General features: G+C 37.8%; 18 protein-coding genes. 11 read left to right on the forward strand and 7 right to left on the reverse strand.

Annotated elements, in window-relative coordinates; all coding sequences use genetic code 11:
* Window positions 1-76 precede the first annotated feature (76 nt).
* Together BLT30_RS15225 and BLT30_RS15230 are read left to right on the forward strand one after the other, a co-directional pair.
* On the forward strand, window positions 77-1,126 hold the full coding sequence (locus BLT30_RS15225) for an NADP-dependent oxidoreductase (RefSeq protein ID WP_221405596.1): 1,050 nt from the start codon (window positions 77-79) through the stop codon (window positions 1,124-1,126).
* Window positions 1,127-1,200: 74 nt separating this feature from the next.
* Complete coding sequence (locus tag BLT30_RS15230) at window positions 1,201-1,650, forward strand: nuclear transport factor 2 family protein (protein ID WP_089874436.1); 450 nt, start codon at window positions 1,201-1,203, stop codon at window positions 1,648-1,650.
* A 141-nt stretch (window positions 1,651-1,791) separates the two neighbouring features.
* On the opposite strand, the gene BLT30_RS15235 is transcribed toward BLT30_RS15230, so the two are convergent.
* A complete protein-coding gene (locus BLT30_RS15235) occupies window positions 1,792-2,193 on the reverse strand; it encodes a DoxX family protein (protein WP_089874437.1) in 402 nt (133 codons plus the stop codon).
* Between the two features lie 144 nt (window positions 2,194-2,337).
* On the opposite strand from BLT30_RS15235, the gene BLT30_RS15240 reads away from it, so the two are divergent.
* Window positions 2,338-2,649 (forward strand): winged helix-turn-helix transcriptional regulator, encoded by a 312-nt coding sequence (locus BLT30_RS15240; protein ID WP_228404674.1) that lies wholly within the window; start codon window positions 2,338-2,340, stop codon window positions 2,647-2,649.
* 425 nt (window positions 2,650-3,074) lie between these two features.
* On the opposite strand, the gene BLT30_RS15245 is transcribed toward BLT30_RS15240, so the two are convergent.
* The 4 genes from BLT30_RS15245 to BLT30_RS15260 all read right to left on the reverse strand — a co-directional run bounded on the left by BLT30_RS15245 (window position 3,075) and on the right by BLT30_RS15260 (window position 9,959).
* Window positions 3,075-4,274: a cation:proton antiporter gene (locus BLT30_RS15245; protein WP_089874438.1), complete on the reverse strand. Its 1,200-nt coding sequence runs from the start codon at window positions 4,272-4,274 to the stop codon at window positions 3,075-3,077.
* Between the two features lie 69 nt (window positions 4,275-4,343).
* Window positions 4,344-4,799, reverse strand: coding sequence for an Hsp20/alpha crystallin family protein (locus BLT30_RS15250; protein ID WP_089874439.1), 456 nt, complete (start codon window positions 4,797-4,799; stop codon window positions 4,344-4,346).
* 415 nt (window positions 4,800-5,214) lie between these two features.
* The gene (locus BLT30_RS15255) at window positions 5,215-6,975 is read right to left on the reverse strand and encodes a RagB/SusD family nutrient uptake outer membrane protein (protein ID WP_089874440.1); all 1,761 of its coding nucleotides are present in this window, start codon (window positions 6,973-6,975) and stop codon (window positions 5,215-5,217) included.
* 11 nt (window positions 6,976-6,986) lie between these two features.
* Window positions 6,987-9,959, reverse strand: a complete 2,973-nt coding sequence (locus BLT30_RS15260) for a SusC/RagA family TonB-linked outer membrane protein (RefSeq protein WP_245707192.1) — start codon at window positions 9,957-9,959, stop codon at window positions 6,987-6,989.
* Between the two features lie 398 nt (window positions 9,960-10,357).
* Here BLT30_RS15260 and BLT30_RS15265 point away from each other — a divergent pair, with 398 nt between their 5' ends.
* A complete protein-coding gene (locus BLT30_RS15265; RefSeq protein ID WP_089874442.1) occupies window positions 10,358-11,434 on the forward strand; it encodes a phosphatidylinositol-specific phospholipase C1-like protein in 1,077 nt (358 codons plus the stop codon).
* 63 nt (window positions 11,435-11,497) lie between these two features.
* Here the strand turns inward: BLT30_RS15265 and BLT30_RS15270 are convergent, their stop codons facing one another.
* Window positions 11,498-13,309 (reverse strand): metallophosphoesterase family protein, encoded by a 1,812-nt coding sequence (locus BLT30_RS15270; RefSeq protein ID WP_089874443.1) that lies wholly within the window; start codon window positions 13,307-13,309, stop codon window positions 11,498-11,500.
* A gap of 188 nt (window positions 13,310-13,497) precedes the next feature.
* Between BLT30_RS15270 and BLT30_RS15275 the strand changes: the two genes are divergently transcribed.
* Entirely contained in the window at window positions 13,498-13,956 is a 459-nt protein-coding gene (locus BLT30_RS15275; RefSeq protein ID WP_089874444.1) for a PA2169 family four-helix-bundle protein, read from the forward strand.
* Window positions 13,957-14,057: 101 nt separating this feature from the next.
* Here the strand turns inward: BLT30_RS15275 and BLT30_RS15280 are convergent, their stop codons facing one another.
* Window positions 14,058-14,384 carry a winged helix-turn-helix transcriptional regulator gene (locus BLT30_RS15280; protein ID WP_089874445.1) on the reverse strand — a complete coding sequence of 109 codons (327 nt, stop codon included), beginning with the start codon at window positions 14,382-14,384 and terminating at the stop codon, window positions 14,058-14,060.
* Between the two features lie 118 nt (window positions 14,385-14,502).
* Here BLT30_RS15280 and BLT30_RS15285 point away from each other — a divergent pair, with 118 nt between their 5' ends.
* The 6 genes from BLT30_RS15285 to BLT30_RS15315 all read left to right on the forward strand — a co-directional run bounded on the left by BLT30_RS15285 (window position 14,503) and on the right by BLT30_RS15315 (window position 21,255).
* A complete protein-coding gene (locus BLT30_RS15285; protein WP_175487213.1) occupies window positions 14,503-15,276 on the forward strand; it encodes an SDR family oxidoreductase in 774 nt (257 codons plus the stop codon).
* Between the two features lie 339 nt (window positions 15,277-15,615).
* The gene (locus BLT30_RS15295; protein ID WP_089874448.1) at window positions 15,616-17,967 is read left to right on the forward strand and encodes an outer membrane beta-barrel family protein; all 2,352 of its coding nucleotides are present in this window, start codon (window positions 15,616-15,618) and stop codon (window positions 17,965-17,967) included.
* A 292-nt stretch (window positions 17,968-18,259) separates the two neighbouring features.
* A complete protein-coding gene (locus BLT30_RS15300; RefSeq protein WP_175487214.1) occupies window positions 18,260-19,123 on the forward strand; it encodes an alpha/beta hydrolase family protein in 864 nt (287 codons plus the stop codon).
* A 318-nt stretch (window positions 19,124-19,441) separates the two neighbouring features.
* Entirely contained in the window at window positions 19,442-19,609 is a 168-nt protein-coding gene (locus tag BLT30_RS18515; protein WP_221405603.1) for a helix-turn-helix domain-containing protein, read from the forward strand.
* Between the two features lie 235 nt (window positions 19,610-19,844).
* Entirely contained in the window at window positions 19,845-20,624 is a 780-nt protein-coding gene (gene ku, locus BLT30_RS15310) for a non-homologous end joining protein Ku (protein WP_027383902.1), read from the forward strand.
* Between the two features lie 19 nt (window positions 20,625-20,643).
* Window positions 20,644-21,255, forward strand: coding sequence for a DNA polymerase ligase N-terminal domain-containing protein (locus tag BLT30_RS15315; protein ID WP_089874450.1), 612 nt, complete (start codon window positions 20,644-20,646; stop codon window positions 21,253-21,255).
* Window positions 21,256-21,320: the final 65 nt, after the last annotated feature.

The raw sequence follows: 21,320 nt of genomic DNA on the forward strand, positions 1-21,320 counted from the left end.
GATTACCAAAAAGTACATACTTGTGGTAAAGATACCATTAAATTAATTTTGTATCATCATTTTAAAAAAATTAAAGATGCAACAATCAGATAAAAACAAAAGCCATTTTGGAAAAGATAAAATAATGAAAGCCGTGCGTCAGCATGAGTTCGGAGGTCCTGAAGTACTGATATATGAAGATGCTCCTGTTCCAGAATTAAACAAAGGAGTGGTATGCGTAAAAGTTAAGGCAATAGGCCTCAATCCCCCTGACTGGTACCTGCGTGACGGATACAAAATGTTACCTCCCGAATGGCAGCCGAAAGTTCCTTTTCCCATCATTCTAGGTACAGATATTTCGGGAGTCATTGAATCGGTTGCCGATGATATGAAGGAATTCTCAGTAGGTGATGAAGTATATTCGATGGTGAGATTTCCAAGCTATGGCCCAAGTCAGGCCTACGCAGAATACGTTAATGTGCCTGTGTCAGAACTTGCCCTAAAACCAGCCGGCATTGACCATATCCATGCAGCCGGAGCTCCGATGTCACTTCTTACCGCTTGGCAGTTTATGATTGAGGTCGGTCACGATGAGCAGAATCCACTTCAGCCGAATAAACACATACCGGTTCCTCTCGAAGGTAAAACCGTACTGATCAATGGAGCAGGAGGTGGAGTAGGTCATTTTGCAGTACAGATCGCCAAATGGAAAGGCGCCAGGGTGATTGCCGTAGCTTCCGGCCGGCAGGAAGAATTAGTAAGAGAACTTGGCGCCGATGAATTTATTGATTATACCAAAACAAATGCTGACGAAATCTTAAAAGATATCGATCTTGTTATTGATGCGGTAGGAGGGCCCAAGACAGGAAGATTTTTAAAGACATTGAAACCTGGCGGATCATTATTTCCGATCTTCCCTTTAGGGTTTTCAGATCGTGATGAAGCAGAGAGATTAGGGGTCAGTGTATCGGCGACCCAGGTACGTTCCAATGGCAAGCAGCTTGCAGAACTTGCAACGTTGCTTGATCAGGGAATCATCCGTGTTGTGATCGACAGCACGTTTCCCCTTGCTGAAGCCCGTCAGTCTCATGAAAGAGCGGCCAGAGGGCATATACAGGGAAAGATCGTCTTAACTGTAGATCAGTAATTATTGATCTAAACATTAAAAATAAGAAAGGCTTTCTTTGAATTCAGAAAGCCTTGCCTTATAGTAGTAATTCGATGAAAAAGACATTAACAGAAGAAAAAATACAGCTCAAAGAGCTTATAGACCAAGTATCCATTTTGGGAGACCAAAAAGATTTCAATAACCAGGTACAGCTTTTTACAGAGAATGCCCTATCAGAAACCAGAGCAGAGGGTAAAGTTATTATGGAATTAAAAGGACGCGGTGTTATGGCTAAGGCTTTCGCAGAATTTCTTAAAGATGTGGAGACCGTTTACCATTTTAACGGACAATCCGTATTTACCATCAAAGGAGATGAGGCCACCGGCATCTGTTATTGCCTGATCACATTGATCAGCAATCAAAAAGACAATAAGATCAGGACTACCATAGGAGCTGTTTACAATGATCACTGTGTCCTTCACGATCATCAATGGCTTATTGACAAGCGCATAGGAGATTTTTTGTGGCAAGAAAAATGCGAAATTCACTCTTCAGAACTATAGCGGCCATTCGAGATTAGATTCAGATGGGGTACTAGACAAATATTCGATACCATTACTGACTCTTGACTGTTAGAATAAAATTCATTTCTAAAATAATTTTAATTCTGACTTTGAAAGGGAGCTGATGGCTTTCATTGGCAGCTACACTATCTGCTGGGATTTTAAATACTTTGTTTCAGCCCAAATGATAAATCCAGCCATAGCTATCATAAGAAGGTTAAATGTAATATCGCCCGTTTCATGTCTAAGTATATGAAAAACAATTGCTGACAGCATCAAAAAAATGATTCCAATGGAGGAGAGGACCGTAATTTTACTTTTTAAACCAAAAATGGGAGATAGAACAATTCCAATACTTCCCAGAATGTCAAAAACTCCGGTAATAAGAACTAATTGGGGATCATCTTTGATCCAAGGAAAAGGAAGATCATCCGAATTAAAAAATTTCATCATTCCTGCCCATCCCAATATAAAAAAAAGGAGAACTTGAAATATCACCTTTAGGATGTTGACGGTTTTTTTTGATTTTGACGGCTTGTTCATAATTCTGTAGTTAAATATTAAAAACAAAATTATATATCTTTACTATCCAAAATATATTACTATGCTTTTGGATAGCGATTTCCAATAAGATAGTAATGACAAAATCAGACATATATGCTATCAAATGGTGGTTGCCCAAAAACAATGTTATCTATACAGGATGCATTAGAAGCTGTAGAAGGCCGATGGAAATTGCTCATATTATTTTCATTATCGGAGAAACCAAAACGTTTTAAAGAAATTTCCCGCGAGGTCAGAGGAATTACCGATAAAACCTTATCGAAAGAGTTAAAAAGCCTTGAAGCAAACAAGCTTCTGAGACGTGAGGTTTTCAGTACATTTCCGCCCAGAGTAGAATATTCAATCACAGAGCATGGATTGTCTTTAGGTAAAGTTCTGGATGAATTGCATTTCTGGGGATTGCTTCATAGAAGTATTGTGCTTAATGACAATTGAAAAGTAAATGATTACGTCTTACTATTAGACTATAATTACATTAAAGAAGTAGTATTTCAAATGATGGTCATTTCTGATTCAGATGAGATGCTGGAGTATATTGCAAATAGAAAATATGTAGAAGATAGGAGGATAACGGGAAAATTCTGATTTAATAATGCGAAGCACAGCAGGGATTGCTACATGTTAAAAATATCTGCGGAAATATTTTTGGTAACCACACTTCTGTCCCTTTATTTGTATTTCGTATTGGTCATCACTATGTCTTTGTTTTAATGGTAAAAATATAAGCTTATGCATGTATCTGTCAATACTGAATTATAACCGTTTGTATCTTGTGGAAATAGAAATATGATTTGTCTGTTCGTATTGTCATGAACAAAAGAGTTTGATTCACATTTTGTTTTAGAAAGATAATAACATTACTAATAGTTTTTATACTTTTGAATCGTCCTGATTTTGGAGGAGACCACGGTATTTCTACTGATCACTTTTCTAAGCACTGCGATCCATATTGTCGAAAAAAGTAGGGTAAGACACGTAATTCCCAGACCGGATTTGTACAGGTCATAGTGAATTATGCCTGTTTTATAGGCTATGGTCAGTGCCAGAATTCCAAATTCTCCCGTTTGAGACAGTAAAGCACCACCGTACAAGCTATTTTTCCAATCATATTTTAAAAGACGGAAGATGATTGCTGACATCAGACTGTTACTGATCAAAACAAAAAGAGTTCCTATGAGGACGATGTCTTTATGGTCCAAAAAGTACTTGAGGTCCAGCCTCAAGCCGATAGATACGAAGAACAGCGCAACAAAGAAAACTTTGAAAGAGGTAAGCGAATGCTCAAGCCAGTTGAAAACCTTTAGTTTTCCTACCAGCACACCTGCTATGAAACTTCCCAATGCACTGCTTAACCCCACAAGATCTGCCAGCAGTCCGAATCCCATACATATCAGCAAACCAATAAAAAGCTGAAGGTCATGGTCATATAGTATTTTGTTGAAAAAATCCGGTAATTTTATTTCCCGCACATTTCTGATCTTTTTGAACAGAAAGAATATGGCAATACAAAACGACAAAGGTAGGATAGAGTTCAACAATGTCACCTCTTCGCCGCCCCAGGCGTTAAGTAACGTTAGGACCGGTGCCAAGAGTATGTCCTGTAAGAGCAGTATGTTGAAGATGGTACTACCAAAACCTGTATTTAAAAGATTGAATTTTTTTAGATACTCGGTGACAACTGCCGTGCTGTTGAAAAAGAAAAGTATCGCTATCAGCGTGATACTTTTAAGATCAAGTTCAAGAAAGTATCCGATAAGTGTGGCGAAACCAAAGCCCAGAAGCACCTTCATACCTTGAGCGATAAAAGGTTTGATGATCAGATGCCGTTTATTGGGAATGTTGATCTCTAAACCCAGAAAAAACATCAGCAACAAAATTCCCAACTCGCCTATCACTTCTATTTCTTCCACTTTAGAAAATACACCGGTAATGTGTGGACCCAATAAGATTCCGGCAATGATGTAGGCAATCAGGTAAGGCTGATCAAAGCGTTTCAGTATAAAGCTTAAGATAAGCAGTGTAAGGCATAATATACAGATAGACCACAATAATGCATTCATAATCTCTCAACTACAAAAAATAATTATTGAAATAAAAGGTTTTCCGGACATCCGGAAAACCTTTAAATATTATTTGATCTCGATTAGTCGCGAAGACTGTGCCAGGGCACTCTCTTTTTTTGGGATGGTAAGCCTTAGGACACCATTCTCATATTTGGCCTCAATGTTGTCGTCATCAACATCTTTTGAAAGTTCGAAGCTGCGCTGGAAAGATTGATAGCTGAATTCTTTGCGGGTATAGTTGCCGCTGTTCTCTTCCTTCTTGTCTTCTTTGGAAGAAGCAATGGTAAGCAGATTGCCATCAAGTGTGACCTTGAAATCTTCTTTCTGCATTCCCGGTGCTGCAACTTCCACTTCAAAAGCTTTCTCAAGCTCTTTGATATTAACGGATGGAAGTGTTGTGCGAGAAGCAGAAAAGTTATTATTACCCCAATTAAAAAGTTCGCGATTGAAAAAATCGTCAAACATTGAACGTGCATCGGCAGGGAGTAAACTGCCGTTTGTTCTTTTCACGATTGTTGTCATAACAAACAAATTTTAAAAGTTAAACAATAATTTTAAATGATCTCAATTTTACAAACACAAATAATATACCGTCTGAAAATTGCTAAAAAAATTGTCACCAATGGACCATAATTATATATCAAATTGTCATATTTATATCATTGAACATGAAAAAATGTCATCCGACTCGCAAAGGTCTCGCTTATAATTAATTACTGTTTTATTTGCAGAAAATATTGTCATTGCTACAGCATAATTTCAATCAATACCTTGAGGATTTAGATTTATGATTTTGTTTCTGAGAAAACTACCGAAAAACAGGATAATTTATTATATATTGATATTTACTTAAAGATCCTATAAACTTAAAAGAAGCAAAAAAGCGGAGAGATTTTTCTCCGCTTTTTTGCTTCTTTTAACTAGAACAATAAGAAATTTAGTATCCTGGGTTTTGTTTAAATTCTTTCGATGCATCAAGCGTTGCCTGAGGAATCGGGAAAATCCTTCTATAAGGTTGAGAAGCAGGTTTCGCCGTTCCTGCAAGATCAAACTTACCGAATCTGATCATCGCTTTTCTTCTGTACATTTCCCAATACAATTCGTAGCCTGATTCTTTCAGTAAAGTATTGGCATCCACAGTGGTGATTGCAACACCCGGAGCATTATTAAACAGAGCCTCACGCTTTCTGGAAGTTCTCAGCATATTGATGTCTGCCAAAGCGCCCATTATATTTCCATTTCTGAAGTAGGCTTCTGCTCTCATCGTATAAATTGTTCCCAATCTATACAAAGGAACATCCATTCCGCTTGTCCCGTTGTTACCATAACCGGGATCGAATTCAAACTTGAAGTTTCTTACGCCTCTGTTGATCTGGGCCTGTGTAAATACAGCTTCTGATGGTTTATCAAAATTAAGTTCCGGTGTGAAATCTACAGCAAGTGTCGTGTTTTTCTCAGTGAATAATTTGGTAACTTTTATTCTGTTATCTGCTGTCATTTCAAAGTTTCCTGTGGCAAGGAGTTTTGGCCCATATTGCTGTCCAACTTGCAAACCCCTGTTGAAATGGAACCAGGGTTTACCTGTTCCTTCCACCTTGCTGGTCGACGGTACACTTACGTCTGTTCCGTCATTTTTGAACCAGGTTCCATCTTCATACTGATAATATCTGTGGAAACGCGGATCATCAAAATTGCCATTCCAGGAATTATAGAATTCCGGCGTGATGCAGGAGGCGTTTGTCCCTCTGTTATCAGGTGAAGGTTTCTGGATTCTTTCCATTGACATATAAGCCAGATCATTGTCAGCATTTCTGTTGGAGTTTTTCTTTTGAACGATGGAGAAGATCATCTCCTTGCTGTTGTCGTTATTGATGTCAAAATTGTGAAAATAATTGGATTCTAAACTGAAAAATCCAGAGTTGATGATCAGGTTGGAATACTCGATCACTTTATCCATGTCATTTCCTGTTCCTCCAACAGCTGGTTCTGTGAAATCAAAAGAAGCTGCATCTCTTTTTTTCAGAACTGCTCTGTTGAGATACATATCTGCAAGAAAAGCGTAGGCTGCCTGCTTTGTAAATCTTCCAGCGTGCGTATTCTGCGCTTTGAAGTCTGCCAAATTTGGGATTAAACTTTCAACTTCGGTGATTAAAGTATCAATATAAGTATCTGCCTTTCTAATTTCTATCGGTGCATAAATATTATGAGGATTCCTGTAAGGTGCCTGGCCATACATCTCTAACGTATTATAAGTGTAGAAAGCTAATAATACCTTCGCTTCAGCAAGGAAAAGAGCCTTATCTGAAACGGTACTTTTCTCGATGCTGCCAATTGCAGTTAAAGATTTTGTGATCCCGAGGGTCAGTTGATTCCAGGTTGTTTTCACAACATCGTTGTTGGAGTCCCAAGTGAATTCGTGCATTGCTCTCCATTTTCCACCGTCTCCCCAATCGCTTCCTCTTGTTGGCAAAAGTGCTTCGTCTGTAGAATATTCCTGTAAAGCGAAAACGCTTCCGTGATCTACAAATGTACCATCTCCCAATTGTCCGTAAGCTGCTGCCAAAGCGCTTTCAGGAGCGCCACCTTCTGTACCGAGATTTTCATCTATTACCTGTTCATCGAGATTTGTACAGCCTATTAATCCTATAGTTAAAAATGCCAATACAGCTTTATTTATATTTAAAAATTTAGATTTCATAATTAATTCAATTAAAATTTAACAGTTGCTCCAAATAATACCGTTTTTGCAGAAGGATAAGTGGTGTAATCAATACCCAAAGATTGGTTTCCTCCACTTGGTTTGCTGGTGTCAATCAGCGGATCATAACCTGTATAATTCGTTATCGTCCATAGATTCTGTGCACTTATATAAAGATTCAGGCTTTTCATCCATTTCAGCTGATTGATATCAAAAGTATATCCCAGTCTTACATTATTCAATCGGATAAAATCTGATTTCTCAAGATATAAAGAAGATAACTGCGGCTGATTGGTTGGACTTGCACCAGAATCGGCGAAGTTTTTCAAAACATTTCTGTCTGACGCCAAGTTGTTGATGTTCAAATTCAGAGCAGTGTTGTTGATAAGATAACCACCAGTCTGCCCGATGAAAGAGAATCCAAAATCAATCTTCTTGTACTTCATATACGAATTAATCCCAAAAGTTAAATTAGGAATAGGACCTTCAAAAATCTTTTTATCTTTCTGCCCGATAAGTCCGTCACCATCTACATCTTCATAGATATATTTTCCATCCGCATCGATACCAATATAATTCAGCATATAGAAAGAACCTGCTTCATAACCATTTTTATAAATATTGGCAGTCACGCCAGAAAGTCCAGGCCCTGAAACTTCTCCAGAAGTAATGTCTGTAACACTTAGATCTTTCACAAGGTTTTTTACAGTCGCAGCATTTATGTCAAGGTTCCATGTGAAATTCTCAGTTTTGATAATATCTGAACCTAAAGACAATTCAAAACCTTTATTTACAATCTGTCCATCAGAATTTCTAAACCAATGAGTTGTCGGACTCAATGCAGGTGTTGGGATATACAATATGGCATTTTTTGTCGCCTTGTTGTAGTATTCTAATGATCCATATAATTTGTTATTCCACAAGCTAAAATCTACACCGATATTGGACTGTTCTACTGTTTCCCATTTCAAATCAGGAAATGCGGTTCTGAGCACACCTACGCCATTGATCAGATTCAAATTATCATATAAATAGTATCCTGCTGACTGTGAGAGTGAATAACTTGCCTTAGTAATTTTGTTCGGTAGTTCCTGATTTCCGGTTTGTCCCCAGCTACCTCTTAATTTTAACTCATTTACGATTTGAGAATCTCTCAGAAAATTTTCATTTGAAATCGTCCAGCCCACAGCAACAGAAGGGAAATAACCATATTTGTTGTTATCTCCAAAACGTGTGGAACCATCAGCTCTAATGGAAGCAGTTAACAAATATTTTTGATCAAAATTATAATTGACTCTCCCGAAATAAGACTGCAATTCGTTTTCCTGCGCATATCCGGCACCTGGGATGAAGGCTTCACCAGAATATCCCGGGTTGATCTCTGGCGGAATTGCGTCTCCCTGGGCAGCAAAATTTCTCACTCCAAAATAAGTTCCTGCAGATTTGAATTTCTGATAAGAGAAACCGCCTAATATGCTGAAATTGTTTTTGTCAAGCTTAAAGTCATATGTTAAATAATGTTCCAAAAGCACATTATAAGAATCTAGGTTTGCCTGTATATACGAGCCTTTTGGTGTCCTGTCCGTAATATTTGGAAACATTGTTGTATTTCTTTCGGACGTTGTTTTATCAATCCCAAGATTTAATTTATAATTAAGTCCCGATAATAATCTCAACGTTGCTTCCGTATTTCCTAATACTCTGAAAGTGTTGGTTTTATCATTATAAACACTTAACAGATACAAAGGATTATAATGTGCATTCATGTTGAAATTGGTGTAATTTCCGGTTGCATCATAAACAGAACGTGTCGGATTTGCCATCAAAGCGTGAATGATCACTTGGCCGTCTGATCCTGCGTTTGCACCATTCGGGATTCCGGTTTCCTTGATATCACTTGCTGTAAGATTTACTTTCACTTTCAAACGTTTATTATCAAAAAAAGATTCTTCGGCATTTACACGTACTGTAGTCCTTTTGAAACTGCTGTTTTGAACAATCCCTTCCTGATCCATATGCGACATTGAAGCAAAATAACTACCTGTATCTGTAGATTTTGAAAATGAAACCGAATGATTTTGAGAGGCTGCCACTCTGTATATTTCGTCCTGCCAATCTGTATTTCCACCGTGATCGTAAGATTTGTCCAGAAGGGCATTCCTGTATTCACCTGCTGAAAACAGGTCTAATTTTTTGATCACTGATGAATAGCCTAAATAGGTATCATAAGTAAACATTGGTTCACCTTTTTTACCTCTTTTGGTTGTTACCAAAACAACACCATTGGAGCCTCTTGCACCATAGATCGCAGCAGCAGAAGCATCTTTTAAAACCGTTATGGATTCGATGTCAGAAGTATTCAAAAAGTTCAAAGGATTTTTTGCCTGAGTATTTCCAAGACCTACATTAGGGCTGGCGGCACTCACAGCATCGTTACTCAAAGGAACGCCATCTACTACGAAAAGTGGCGTACTTCCACTTCTCACAGAGCCAATTCCGCGGATGGAAACATTCACGCCGGCACCAGGCTCACCACTAGACTGAACAACCCGCACACCGGCAATTTTCCCCTGCATCAGATTATCAACAGAGATATTCATCCCTTCTTTGAACTGTTCAGCTTTTAACTGACTTATGGCTCCTGTCAAATCGGCTTTTTTCTGTGAACCGTAGCCTACAATCATAACTTCAGCGATAGTGGTGTCTTTGGACTGTAGCTTGACAGAAACAGTACTGCCTGCAATTTTGACCAGTTGTTCATTCCCGTCATATGAAACGGAAATTGTCTGTCCGATATTGGCAGAAATTGTAAAATTACCAGATGCATCAGTTGTTGCGGTAACTCCGGTTTCTAAAACGGTAACAGTTGCGCCTTCTACGGCAGAGCCATTCTGATTGACTACTTTTCCGATAATTGTCTCGTTCACCTGCAAAAAAACAGGATACTTTGCATTAAGCTCTTCTGCACTTGCCTGGTTTGCCACCAAAAAAAGTATTGCTACAGGAATTAGCTTTTTAAATTTAAATAAATTAATTTTGTGGTACATGTCATTAAGTAAAGTAATTGTTAAAGATTACATTGCTTAGTAAAAAGCCGCTGTTGTTCCCGCAACAGTGGTTTTTATTTTTAAAGCAAACGTTTAATTTTATATTTCAGAATACAAAGTAAATCTGTTTAGAGGAAAGTCAGTTTAACAGAATATTATGTTAAAATAAATAATTTATAACAGTTTATATTTATAAAAAAATGAATAATATTCACTTTTAATCATTTATACGCATGAGTTTTTCGTTATTCACAATATCTTAAAAAACACTTAATACAACTGATAAGCTTCAGGAAATGCGGAGTTCCTAATTTCGCTTTCATAAACTTTGACAAATGAAAAGGTTAGTTTTCCTTGCGTTATATTTATCATCAACCAGTATTTTCTGGTCACAGGCTAAAGGTCTTGATGATCTGAAGATCAACGAGATACAGGTGATAGGTTCTCACAATTCATATAAAAAGGCAATTCTCCCGGAGGTTTACGCATATTTATCCCAAAAAGATTCTATGAATTTTTTGCCGAGAATACAATATGAACATATTCCAATTCCTAAACAGCTGGACCTTGGGCTTCGGAATCTTGAAATCGATGTGTACGCAGACAGTAAAGGAGGAAAATATGCGCATCCGAAAATTCTGGACCTTGTGAAAACGACACAGGCCTTTGATCCTGAAGGCAAAATGAAAAAGCCAGGCTACAAGATGATCCACATCACAGATATCGATTATCAGACCTGGTATTATACGCTTGAAGACTGTCTTAAAGATTTGAAGAAATGGTCAGATTCACATCCCGGCCACAATCCTGTTTTTATTACTTTGGAGCCAAAGGATGGAAAGGTCAACAAATTTGGTACTGAGCCTGAACATTATACGTCAAAGCTTTTCGATGACCTGGACAATGAACTGAAAAACTATTTGGGAAAAGATAAGATCATTACCCCAGATGACATCACAGGGTCTTACAAAACGCTGAATGAGGCTGTCCTGCATAAGAATTGGCCGAAAGTGAAAGATGCCAAAGGAAAGTTTGTTTTTGTCTTGGACAACAACGGTGAGAACAGGGATCTATACGCAAAGGATCATCCATCATTGAAAGGCAGAATGATCTTTACTAATTCGACAACAGGAACCCCGGAATCAGCGATTTTGTTTATAAATGAACCTCAAAAGGACAGTTCTAAAATAAAAGATCTAGTAAAACAAGGCTATATTGTACGCACGAGAGCCGATGCAGATACGATGGAGGCCAGAAGTGAGGATTATTCCAGATTCGAAAAGGCAAAGGAAAGCGGTGCTCAGATCATTACGACCGATTACTATTTGCCGAGTAAGCTTTTCGAGTCAAAATATAAAATTAGTTTTGACAACAATTCCTACGAAAGAAAAAATCATATCATCCTAAAATAACTTTTTCAATTAGATTTATACTGAGAGGGCCGTTAAATTTTGACGGTCTTTTGTGATTTTGAATTAATCTTCAATTCTGTTTAAAGTTTGTTTTTCCAGATCAATTTCGAAGTGATCGGTAGGATCTCCGTTTGATAAGAGGTTCAATATTTTGAATACAGATCTTAATTGAATGATAAAAGGATTCTGAGATTTATTAACTTCAAAAAGTTTTTCTAATATCTGGTATTGCTGTGATCTCATTTTTGGAATGTCTTTTCTAGCCAATTCATCGGCAGATTGAAACTTGTATAGATCCAAAATCAGGTCTTCAAACATCCAATTTTTGAATTTCTTCGGTTTAATATCTTTTTGTTTCAAATATTTTTTTGCATCTTTGCCACTTAGATCAAGTGATAAAAACAATAGTTCTTCGCCATTTAGTTTTGCCGCTTTTTCTATAAGATCTTTTGGCCAATCGTTTGGAATCATTCTTAGGCGGACGAGTTCTTTCAGATGAAAAAGCATAAAATCATGATAGGATTTAGTCTTTAGGATATCTTTATTCCAAAGCTTTTTTATGTTACTTTTTTCTAGCGCCTTATGTTCTTTTTCATACAATGGGAAAAGATCATCAAAATGTGGAACATCGTTCAGAACTTCAGTCTGCACTTCCATTTTACCTGACGATTCAATGGTCAGAATTTTATAGGCAGGAAGATATGCAGCCAAAGAAGGGACCTGGATATTCACCAATATATTGTCCCCATACTTCCTGGTTCCTACATCATTAATATGCATATGCCCTGCAAAGTGAATTTGTAAACCTGCATCAGCAAAGGCCTTTGCAACATCTTCCTGAGGCAAACGTTCCAATTGCCATTTTTTTTCACCCAACAAATTTTTGATTTCTCCTGTTGCATTATCGTTGAAATCAATCATTGGATAATGTGTAAATGCAATCAGGGTTTTGTGATTTTTATTGGCTTCTCCGGCGATTTTTTTTACCCATTTTATCAAATGCTGCTTGTGTGTCAGAACGTTGTTATACCCAATACTTGCTCCTTTGTAATTTGAAGCATCATCCGGTTTTCCGCTTGTGTTTTTTGGAATGTAGGTATTCCCGTCAATGGCAATCATCCAAACATCTTTTACAGGTTCTACAACGTAACTCAGATCCGGGACAGAAAATCCATCAGATACTTCATATATTCTTTTTGAATAATCGGCAGATTGCATAGCTTTGTTATAAGAATAATCTTGAAATGCAACTTGATCAAAAGGTGTACTCCAATATAGGTCATCTTTTTTAGGATAAAACCCGAAATCCTTCAACTCGCCCAGAATCTCCAGGTATCCGGATTCTGCAATGTCTTTGCTGATGATTTTATGGGAGCTTTTTCCGATGTTCTCTTTGCTGTAAATACCAAGTGGGTTTCCATCTTCCCCTAAAAAATCATCTTTCCCTGCATCTTGACAAAATGGCCCAACTGGATCGTGATTTCCCGTTGTAAGGTAAAATTTCATTCCAAATCTCTGATGGTACTGTTCAAGTATCTTGTGTAGTCCACGAAGATTGTATGCCTGCCCGTCATCTGAAAAATCACCAGGCATCGCAACGATTTTAATTCCCTTTGCAGCAATGTCATCTAAAGCTTTTAGAAAGGCAAAATAGTTTTCGTTAAAGATCCTTGTGGAATGCAGTTGAGAGTCCATAGTTCTCAAAATGGTTGGTTTTCCTGTTTTTTGATTAATGATTCCCCTAAAATTGTTATCTGAAAATAGTCCGTACAGATCCTGAAAATGAACATCTGAAAGAAATGCTATCTGCGTAGATTTTTGAGCAGATAGAAGTGTGTTCGCAAGAAGTAAAAATGACAATATCGTTCTTTTCATCTTAAATCTCCTAAAATAAAGGTTTCCTGCACCAATAGTTTTACGTCAACTTTAAATAAATGTGAAGAAAATCATTCTTCCTTTTCTATGATGGTATATATACCAAATGAAATTGTATGGGTTCCAGATCGGAACGGTGTTTGTAATCATGAAAGCCCAAACCAATTTATTAATATAAAATAAAAGTTATGAATCACGATGCATGTATTGAGGCATTGAATGACCTCATCAAAATCAACAATGACAGAATTGAAGGCTACAAAAAGGCAATTGACGAATTACAGGATGATGAACATTTTGATCTGAAAACGGTTTTCAGCAGTATGGTCACGGAAAGCCAGGAATACAAAAATGCGCTGCAGCAGAAGGTGCACGAATATGGAGGTTCTACAGAAGAAGGTACAACTACTGCCGGAAAGATCTACAGAGTTTGGATGGATGTTAGATCCGCACTGGCAGTGAATGATAGGGCTTCTGTACTAAGTAATTGTGAAGCAGGTGAAGATGCGGCACAAAAAGCTTACAAGACCGCCATCGAGGATGAAGACGTTATGGAAGAAACCAAGGTTTTGCTTCGCGGACAAAAACAAGGTTTAAAAACTTCTCACGATAAAATTAAAGCTTTACGAGATAAGGCAAAAGCTTAATTACATTTATTTGACCAAAGAAAAACCTTCTTGCAAAAGAAGGTTTTTTTATCAGCAATAAATTTTACAATATGTATTAATCAAACAACATAATTTTGTAACTAATTGATATGTTCTAACCCCCATTTATAAAGTTCATTGATAATAGGTTCCAATTTCCTTCCTTTAGGTGTCAAATTGTATTCAACGGTTGGCGGAACAGTCGCAAAAGCTGTACGGGTTACAATGCCGTTTTCTTCCATATTCTTCAATTCCTTCACCAGCATTCTTGTGCTTATTCCCGGAATCATTCTTTCCAGCTCTTTAAAGCGTTTTTTATCAGAAATAAGAGCATAAATAATTGACATGGACCATTTTCCCCCAATAATATCAAGGATTTTCTGAAGTTCACATTTATTTTCCGATTTTTCAATATTTTCTTTGTCCATAACTATTTGATTGTCAATAAAAGTTACAAAAATGTTGATAGTATACAATCGTGTAACTACTTGCAAAAGTAAAGTAATGGAGATAGATTTGCAACTTAATTTTTAAATATTATCAATTATGTATGATTCTTTAAATGGAAAGATAGCTTTAGTGACAGGAGGTACGAAAGGAATAGGCAGATCTATTGCTGATAAATTGAGTGCAAACGGAGTGACCGTTGTGATCACAGCACGTAGCAAATCAGAGGATGATTATAACAACTATCATTTTATAGCTGCAGATCTAACTCGGGCAGACAGTGCAGGGAGAATTGCAAAAGAGGTATTGGAAAAGTACGGTAAGATAGATATTGTCGTTAATAATGCCGGAGCTAATTTAAGTCCGGGCGGAGGATTTAATACATTGGAAGATGAGGACTGGTTCAAAGACTGGGAACTCAATTTCATGTCAGTAGTTCGTATGAACAAAGCACTATTACCTGCTATGCTAGAACAGAAAGAGGGCATTATCATCAATATATCCACAGGAGCGGCCAAACAACCCATCTGGGAAATGACCATGTCATATTCATCGGCTAAGGCTGCATTGAATGCTTATAGCAAAGCATTGGCGAATGAAGTTGGGTCTAAAGGCATCAGAGTGAACACGGTTTCTCCGGGTGTCGTGAGAACGCCGCTAATGAATGATTTCATTGAAAATATTGCTCAGCAGTCAGGAACTACTTTTGAGGAATCCTTCCAAAGTATAGTCGATAAAGTTGGCGTGCCTATAGGGAGAATGGCAGAGCCCGAAGAGATTGCCAATATGGTGGCTTTTCTTGCTTCATCAGAAGGCCAATATATCACAGGGGCTAATATCTCTGTAGATGGTGGGGCATCACCAACTGTTTGATCACTAAAGGTATTTAGCGATAAAGCATAGCATTTATAATTTCAACCTATCGAAGCATTGATTTGACGATCCGGTTAAATCGATGCTTTTTTGCGAAAAAACAACATCGGATGAAGGTTGGAACCATAAATATTTAGCTTTAAAAAAGAGATATTTGAACTCCTTCAAGATATCCTATATCGTTGTACTTACGATTAAGCTGTTTCATTGGGAAAATTATAATAGAAAAAATTTAGAAAACGAAGATACCTGTATCATTTTTTGCTGCATGTTGTAAGCAGACACTATTGCATGTAATAAAAGACAGCTTAGGATTGTCATTATAGAACAACCACTAAAATGACAACCATGCTTAAAACAACGTCGTCAGTTTTACTGCTGATGCCCTTATTCGCTCTATCACAGAGTATCAACGGAACGGTCAAAAGATCAAAAAATACGATCTCTTACGTAGAGATTGTTGCCAGAAAGAATCAATACAAACAGTCAACGATCTCAGATGAAAAGGGTTATTTTAACTTGAGACTGGCTGAAAACGGAATCTATACCATCGAATGCATATATGAAGGAAAGACGCTCTATCAGGCAGAAATAAAGGTTGATGGTAATATAGATCATGACCTTTTGATCACAAATGGAAACGAAAGGCAAATTGAAGGTGTAACGGTGACGGCCAGGAAAAAGCTGATCGAGAGAAAGGCGGACCGGTTGATCTTCAATCTGTCCAATTCTGTGGCCTCTCAGGGGATGGACGGTATACAAGCATTGGACGCCACACCACAAATCAAGGTAGATGAGAATGCAGGGATAACGATGGTCGGAAAAAGCGGTGTTTCAGTGATGGTCAATGAGCGGATGTTGAACCTTTCCGGATTTGAATTGATCAATTATCTAAAAAGCCTTCGCTCAGAAAATATTGAAAAAATAGAGGTCATCACAGCGCCGCCGGCCAAATATGAAGCGCAGGGAAACAGCGGTCTCATCAACATTGTTCTGAAGAAAAATCAAAACCTGGGCTGGAACGGCAGTCTGACCACCAGTCTGTTTCAGACCACTTATACGGGGAACTCGAATTCTGCCACAGTGAACTACCAGAATGAAAAGCTCAGGTCTTCATTAAAGCTGAGGCAATATGACAGCCAGAAACATTCCTATGAAAATTACAGGATCATCGGTTCGGACGGCCTGCATAGTTCTGATGACAGGAGGGATTTCTGGAAAGGCACAGGCCTTAACTTCAGTTCAGATTATGAGATGAATAGCAATTCCAGTGTTGGATTTGTATTTGACTACGGATCCGGAAGATCAGGAATGGATATCACCAACACTTCGGATTATTTCCAGGGTCAAAACTACACGAATACCTTGTTGACCTATGCGGAACACCGCAATGACAATAAGCAGACCACGGCAAGTGCCTATTATGATGTCAAGTTCGGAAAGCGGAGCAATAAGCTTAGCGTAACTGGTAACTATTTCTCCAACACACCGGGCAGCAATATCGATTTTACCACCAAAGATAATTCTGCTAATTCCTATGTCGTGAGAACTCCGTCTGAATTGGATTACAAGATCTATTCCGGTCAGGCCGACCTCACATTGCCGTTTGAATTTGCCAAGACAGAAGCAGGGGTCAAAATCACTAATTTCGATAACAATTCAGATCTGCAATACAAAAACCTTATCGGTCAGGATTATGTGACCGATCCCCTAAAAAGTGATCTTTTCAATTACAATGAAAAGAATTATGCCGCATATGTAGGAATGGAAAGACAGCTTGGCGAAAAATGGACCGTAAAAGCCGGACTTAGGTATGAATATTCCACCATCAGAGGAAACTCTGTTTCATCCGGACAAAGCTCAGAGAATTCCTATGGCAAGTTTTTTCCAACGGCCTACCTTACCTACAAGGCCAATGACAACAATACGTTCAACCTCAATTATTCCAAACGGATCAACAGGCCGGGCTTCCGTGCGCTCAATCCATTCCGCTGGTACACGAACATCAATTCGTACTACTCTGGAAATCCTGCCCTCAATCCATCCGTTAATCATAATTTTGAATTGTCATACCTGTATAAAGGTAAATTTTCTGTTTCCACCTACTTCCAGAGGGAACTGAATGCCTTTGCGCAGCTGGTTATCCTGGAAGGTGAGAACAAGACCAGTAATTTTTATAACTTCTTCAACAAAAACAGTACAGGCATCTCTTTGAATTATTCCGATACCTTCTTTAACTTTTGGGAAGCTAACTATTCCGCAGATCTCTCTTATATGAAAACACAGGTATTTGCCACTGATGCCGCCTCCAGAAAAGGAAACAGTACCAGTTTTGAAGTCAGGAACAATTTCTCTCTGACCAAAGATAAAAGCGTTCAACTCCTAATGAACTACTGGCTTCGCCTGCCTTCAAGTATAGGCAACACCTATTCCTACTTTGTCGGTAACTTTACGACAGGGTTAAAATTAAGTCTAATGAACAAGAACCTCCTGATGAATGTCTATGTCTCTGATGTTTTCAGGCAGGCCAGAAGCCATGGTGAAATCTACTATGTGGATTCTACCCATTATTTTGATAACTATTATGATGGCAGAAACCTGTCTGTTTCGTTGACTTATAACTTTGGAAACCGCAAAGTAAAAACAGGAGGACGGCAGGTGACGTTTGATGAAAAGTCTAGGGCAAATTAAATTGTAATTTTTTTTGGATAAACGTTTTGGATGAGGTAAGAAAGGGCATTGATTCTGTTATCGTTCTTATTTCATCTTCAATTGATTAAGTAGCATCTAGGAGAATTTGTTTGTTTCAGAAGTAATAAAAATAGCTTTTAAGTTGTCAGTATAATATATTAATAACTACTATATGAGAAAAATCGGTTATACAATACTATTATTTCTTTCAACTTATTCCTGTTTACTAGCACAAATTAAGAATTTCAACCAAATTTCTAAAAGATACATTGATGTTTCAAGAGGGAATCGTTTGCTCCTAACAGAGATCTGGTACCCAGGGAATCTTGTTGATGAAAATAGTAAAGAAATATTTGATATTTCTAAAACTGTAGTCCGAAAACACCCGTTGGTTCTATTGTCCCACGGCACTGGAGGTAACAGGTTTAGCTTAAACTGGCTGGCAAACATACTTGCAGGAGAAGGATTTATAGTAGCATCGGTCGATCATTTTGGAAATACGACAGATAACAAAATCCCTGAATATTTTGTGAGATATTGGGAGCGGCCATTGGATATTTCGTTTGTGATGGATCAGCTCTTGGAAGATCCTAATTTCTCGGATATAATAGATCACAACAGATTGGCAGTGGTGGGCTTTTCACTTGGTGGATATACATCATTGGCCTTGGCAGGGGCCAGATTAGACTGCTCTCTGTTCAAAAAAGCAGCTAAAAACAAACAGGGAAAACAGGAACTGAATGTCCCAGAAATGGGAGACCTAACTCAGCTCATTGATAAGATCGACTGTAAACAGATACCAAAGGTTCTAAAAGATGATAGGGTCAAGGCGTTTGTTGCACTTTCGCCGGCCTTAGGATTAGGTTTTTCTACCGAAGACCAGTTTAACGTAGAAGCACCGGTCCTTATCATTGGAACTGAAGGTGATACAATTACTCCAATAAAAAGTAATGCCATTAAGTATCATCGCTTTATTCCTACATCACAGATAAAAGTGCTTAAAAGGAATCTTGGTCATTATATTTTTCTACCAAAATTAAAAGAATATAGCCCAGATGAAGCGATCTTTTTTAAAGACCCACAAGGTGTTGACAGGACAGAAGTTCATCAGGAAGTTGGCAGAATAATAGTAGATTTTCTGGACAAGAGCTTATAAGATTTACTATTTATTTTATGTAGATTGGCTACCCAAAGAAAAAGTCTTACAGCAGAAGAGGCAATTGAAGTATCATTTGCGAGTTGGCGCAGTATAAAAAAATTAGTAGTGTTTGCCAGACATTCGCTTAACAAATCTTAAAAATAGATTTATATTTACATGATCAGTTTTCCAACTTTTAGAGCGTCAGTTTTCGATCGAAGATGTGGGGCAGCGGATACACTTTCGCTCACCGTCAGAATTTTCCACTCAGTTCTCGGTCCATGTCAATCATCTTAACAGAGCCGTGAAAGAGGTTAAAAAAAAACAACTTCGGAAATTATTGCCGGGCGCTTATTACACGAGTCGAAAATTTTACTCAGGCATACCGAATGGAATGTTTCGGAAATCGCCTATTCACTAGGTTTCAAAGAAGCTACACACTTTAATGATTTCTTCAAGAAAAATATGCAAATTACCCCGATCCGGTTTCGGGAAATGAAGTAGATCTTTGAATATCGACTTATAGGAACTGATGTAAAAGTATTTTCAGAATAATTTATCCTTTTGATCTTTTTGCTTCCGGTAATACTGTGGATTTTTGCTATAAATGAACCAATGGAAAAAGCAGGTTTGGTTTGACGTAAAACTTACAAATAAAGTACTGGGAAAATGATGGAATATTTATTGCACAAGTGAATTGTGTGTTTGCCTTACTTCTATTAAATTAAAAATCATCGATATGAGAGCAATTTGGAACGGAGCAATAGGATTTGGACTAGTCAATATTCCTATCAAACTATATTCGGCAACGGATTCAAGCACTCTTGATCTTGATATGCTGGACAGTAAGGATCTGAGCAATATCAGATTCAAGCGTGTCAATGAAAAAACAGGTAAAGAGGTGGTTTGGGAAAACATCGTAAAAGGTTACAAAATCGAAGATAAATACATCGTTCTGAATGATGAGGATTTTGAAGCCGCAAGTCCTGAGAAATCTAAAGTTTTAAGTATTTCTCAATTTGTAAAAGAAACTGAAATTGATCCGGCATTTTTTGAAACGCCTTATTTTTTGGAACCTCAGAAGAATGGAGAAAGTGCTTACAAATTATTATTAAAGGCCTTGACCAAAACTAAAATGGCTGGCATTGGTTCATTTGTTTTGAGGGAACGAGAGGTTCTCTGCCTTATTCGTCCTTATGAAGATAAGATATTAATGGTCAACAGAATGCGTTATCCTGAGGAAATGCGGGATTTTGAGGATTTGAAGATCCCATCAGGCAGTGCGCCAAAACCTGCTGAATTGAAAATGGCAGAGCAGCTGATCAAATCTTTGGCAACAACTTTTGAACCTACGAAATATAAAGATACTTACAATGCAGACCTTTTGAAAATTATCAAACAAAAAGCAAAAGGTAAAAAAATAAAACTGGCGGAGGTTAAAGAACCGGAAGGTAAAGCTACCGACCTGATGGCAATGTTGAAGGCCAGTCTGGAAAAAGGTAAGAAGAAAGCAGGATAGTACTTAAAAAAAATAAGAAATGGCTTTAGAAGATTATAATAAAAAACGGAATTTCAAAGAGACATCTGAACCGGAAGGCAAAGAAAAAGCGAGTGGAAAGAAACTGAGATTCGTGATTCAGAGACATGCTGCTTCGAGGCTCCATTATGATTTTCGTCTCGAGATGGAGGGGGTTCTGAAAAGCTGGGCAGTTCCAAAAGGCCCTTCGCTAAATCCTTCTGACAAACGTTTGGCAATGATGGTGGAAGACCATCCGTATTCTTACAGAACATTTGAAGGTTCGATTCCAAAAGGTAATTATGGTGCTGGTGAAGTCGAGATATGGGATGAGGGAACTTATGAGCCAATCGAAAAAATAGAAGGAAAAAGCGACGATCTTGTAATGCGTGCGGAACTTCATAAGCAGTCACTGAAATTCACTCTTCACGGAAAAAAACTGAAAGGCGAATTTGCATTGGTGAAAATCAAAAATTCTAAAGATGAAAATGCGTGGCTGCTTATCAAACATAAGGATATATTTGCCGTTGATCAAGATTATAATGCTGAGGACCATACTTTAAAAACTTCCAAAGTAACCGCTTATCTCGAAGAGAAAGAAGGTAAAAAAAAAATACTTCCGCCGAAAGCCTGAAGCATTATAAAAACTATGCACCGGCACTTTCCGGCGAAAAAAAGCTATCAGAATTTATCAAGCCA

The sequence above is a fragment of the Epilithonimonas hungarica genome (assembly GCF_900102265.1).
GTDB lineage: Bacteria > Bacteroidota > Bacteroidia > Flavobacteriales > Weeksellaceae > Epilithonimonas > Epilithonimonas hungarica.

Bases quoted from the DNA above. Each gene is read 5' to 3' on its own strand.
- BLT30_RS15225 (WP_221405596.1), top strand. From the start codon at position 77: ATGCAACAATCAGATAAAAACAAAAGCCATTTTGGAAAAGATAAAATA.
- BLT30_RS15230 (WP_089874436.1), top strand. From the start codon at position 1,201: ATGAAAAAGACATTAACAGAAGAAAAAATACAGCTCAAAGAGCTTATA.
- BLT30_RS15235 (WP_089874437.1), bottom strand. From the start codon at position 2,193: ATGAACAAGCCGTCAAAATCAAAAAAAACCGTCAACATCCTAAAGGTG.
- BLT30_RS15240 (WP_228404674.1), top strand. From the start codon at position 2,338: ATGTTATCTATACAGGATGCATTAGAAGCTGTAGAAGGCCGATGGAAA.
- BLT30_RS15245 (WP_089874438.1), bottom strand. From the start codon at position 4,274: ATGAATGCATTATTGTGGTCTATCTGTATATTATGCCTTACACTGCTT.
- BLT30_RS15250 (WP_089874439.1), bottom strand. From the start codon at position 4,799: ATGACAACAATCGTGAAAAGAACAAACGGCAGTTTACTCCCTGCCGAT.
- BLT30_RS15255 (WP_089874440.1), bottom strand. From the start codon at position 6,975: ATGAAATCTAAATTTTTAAATATAAATAAAGCTGTATTGGCATTTTTA.
- BLT30_RS15265 (WP_089874442.1), top strand. From the start codon at position 10,358: ATGAAAAGGTTAGTTTTCCTTGCGTTATATTTATCATCAACCAGTATT.
- BLT30_RS15270 (WP_089874443.1), bottom strand. From the start codon at position 13,309: ATGAAAAGAACGATATTGTCATTTTTACTTCTTGCGAACACACTTCTA.
- BLT30_RS15275 (WP_089874444.1), top strand. From the start codon at position 13,498: ATGAATCACGATGCATGTATTGAGGCATTGAATGACCTCATCAAAATC.
- BLT30_RS15280 (WP_089874445.1), bottom strand. From the start codon at position 14,384: ATGGACAAAGAAAATATTGAAAAATCGGAAAATAAATGTGAACTTCAG.
- BLT30_RS15285 (WP_175487213.1), top strand. From the start codon at position 14,503: ATGTATGATTCTTTAAATGGAAAGATAGCTTTAGTGACAGGAGGTACG.
- BLT30_RS15295 (WP_089874448.1), top strand. From the start codon at position 15,616: ATGACAACCATGCTTAAAACAACGTCGTCAGTTTTACTGCTGATGCCC.
- ku (WP_027383902.1), top strand. From the start codon at position 19,845: ATGAGAGCAATTTGGAACGGAGCAATAGGATTTGGACTAGTCAATATT.
- BLT30_RS15315 (WP_089874450.1), top strand. From the start codon at position 20,644: ATGGCTTTAGAAGATTATAATAAAAAACGGAATTTCAAAGAGACATCT.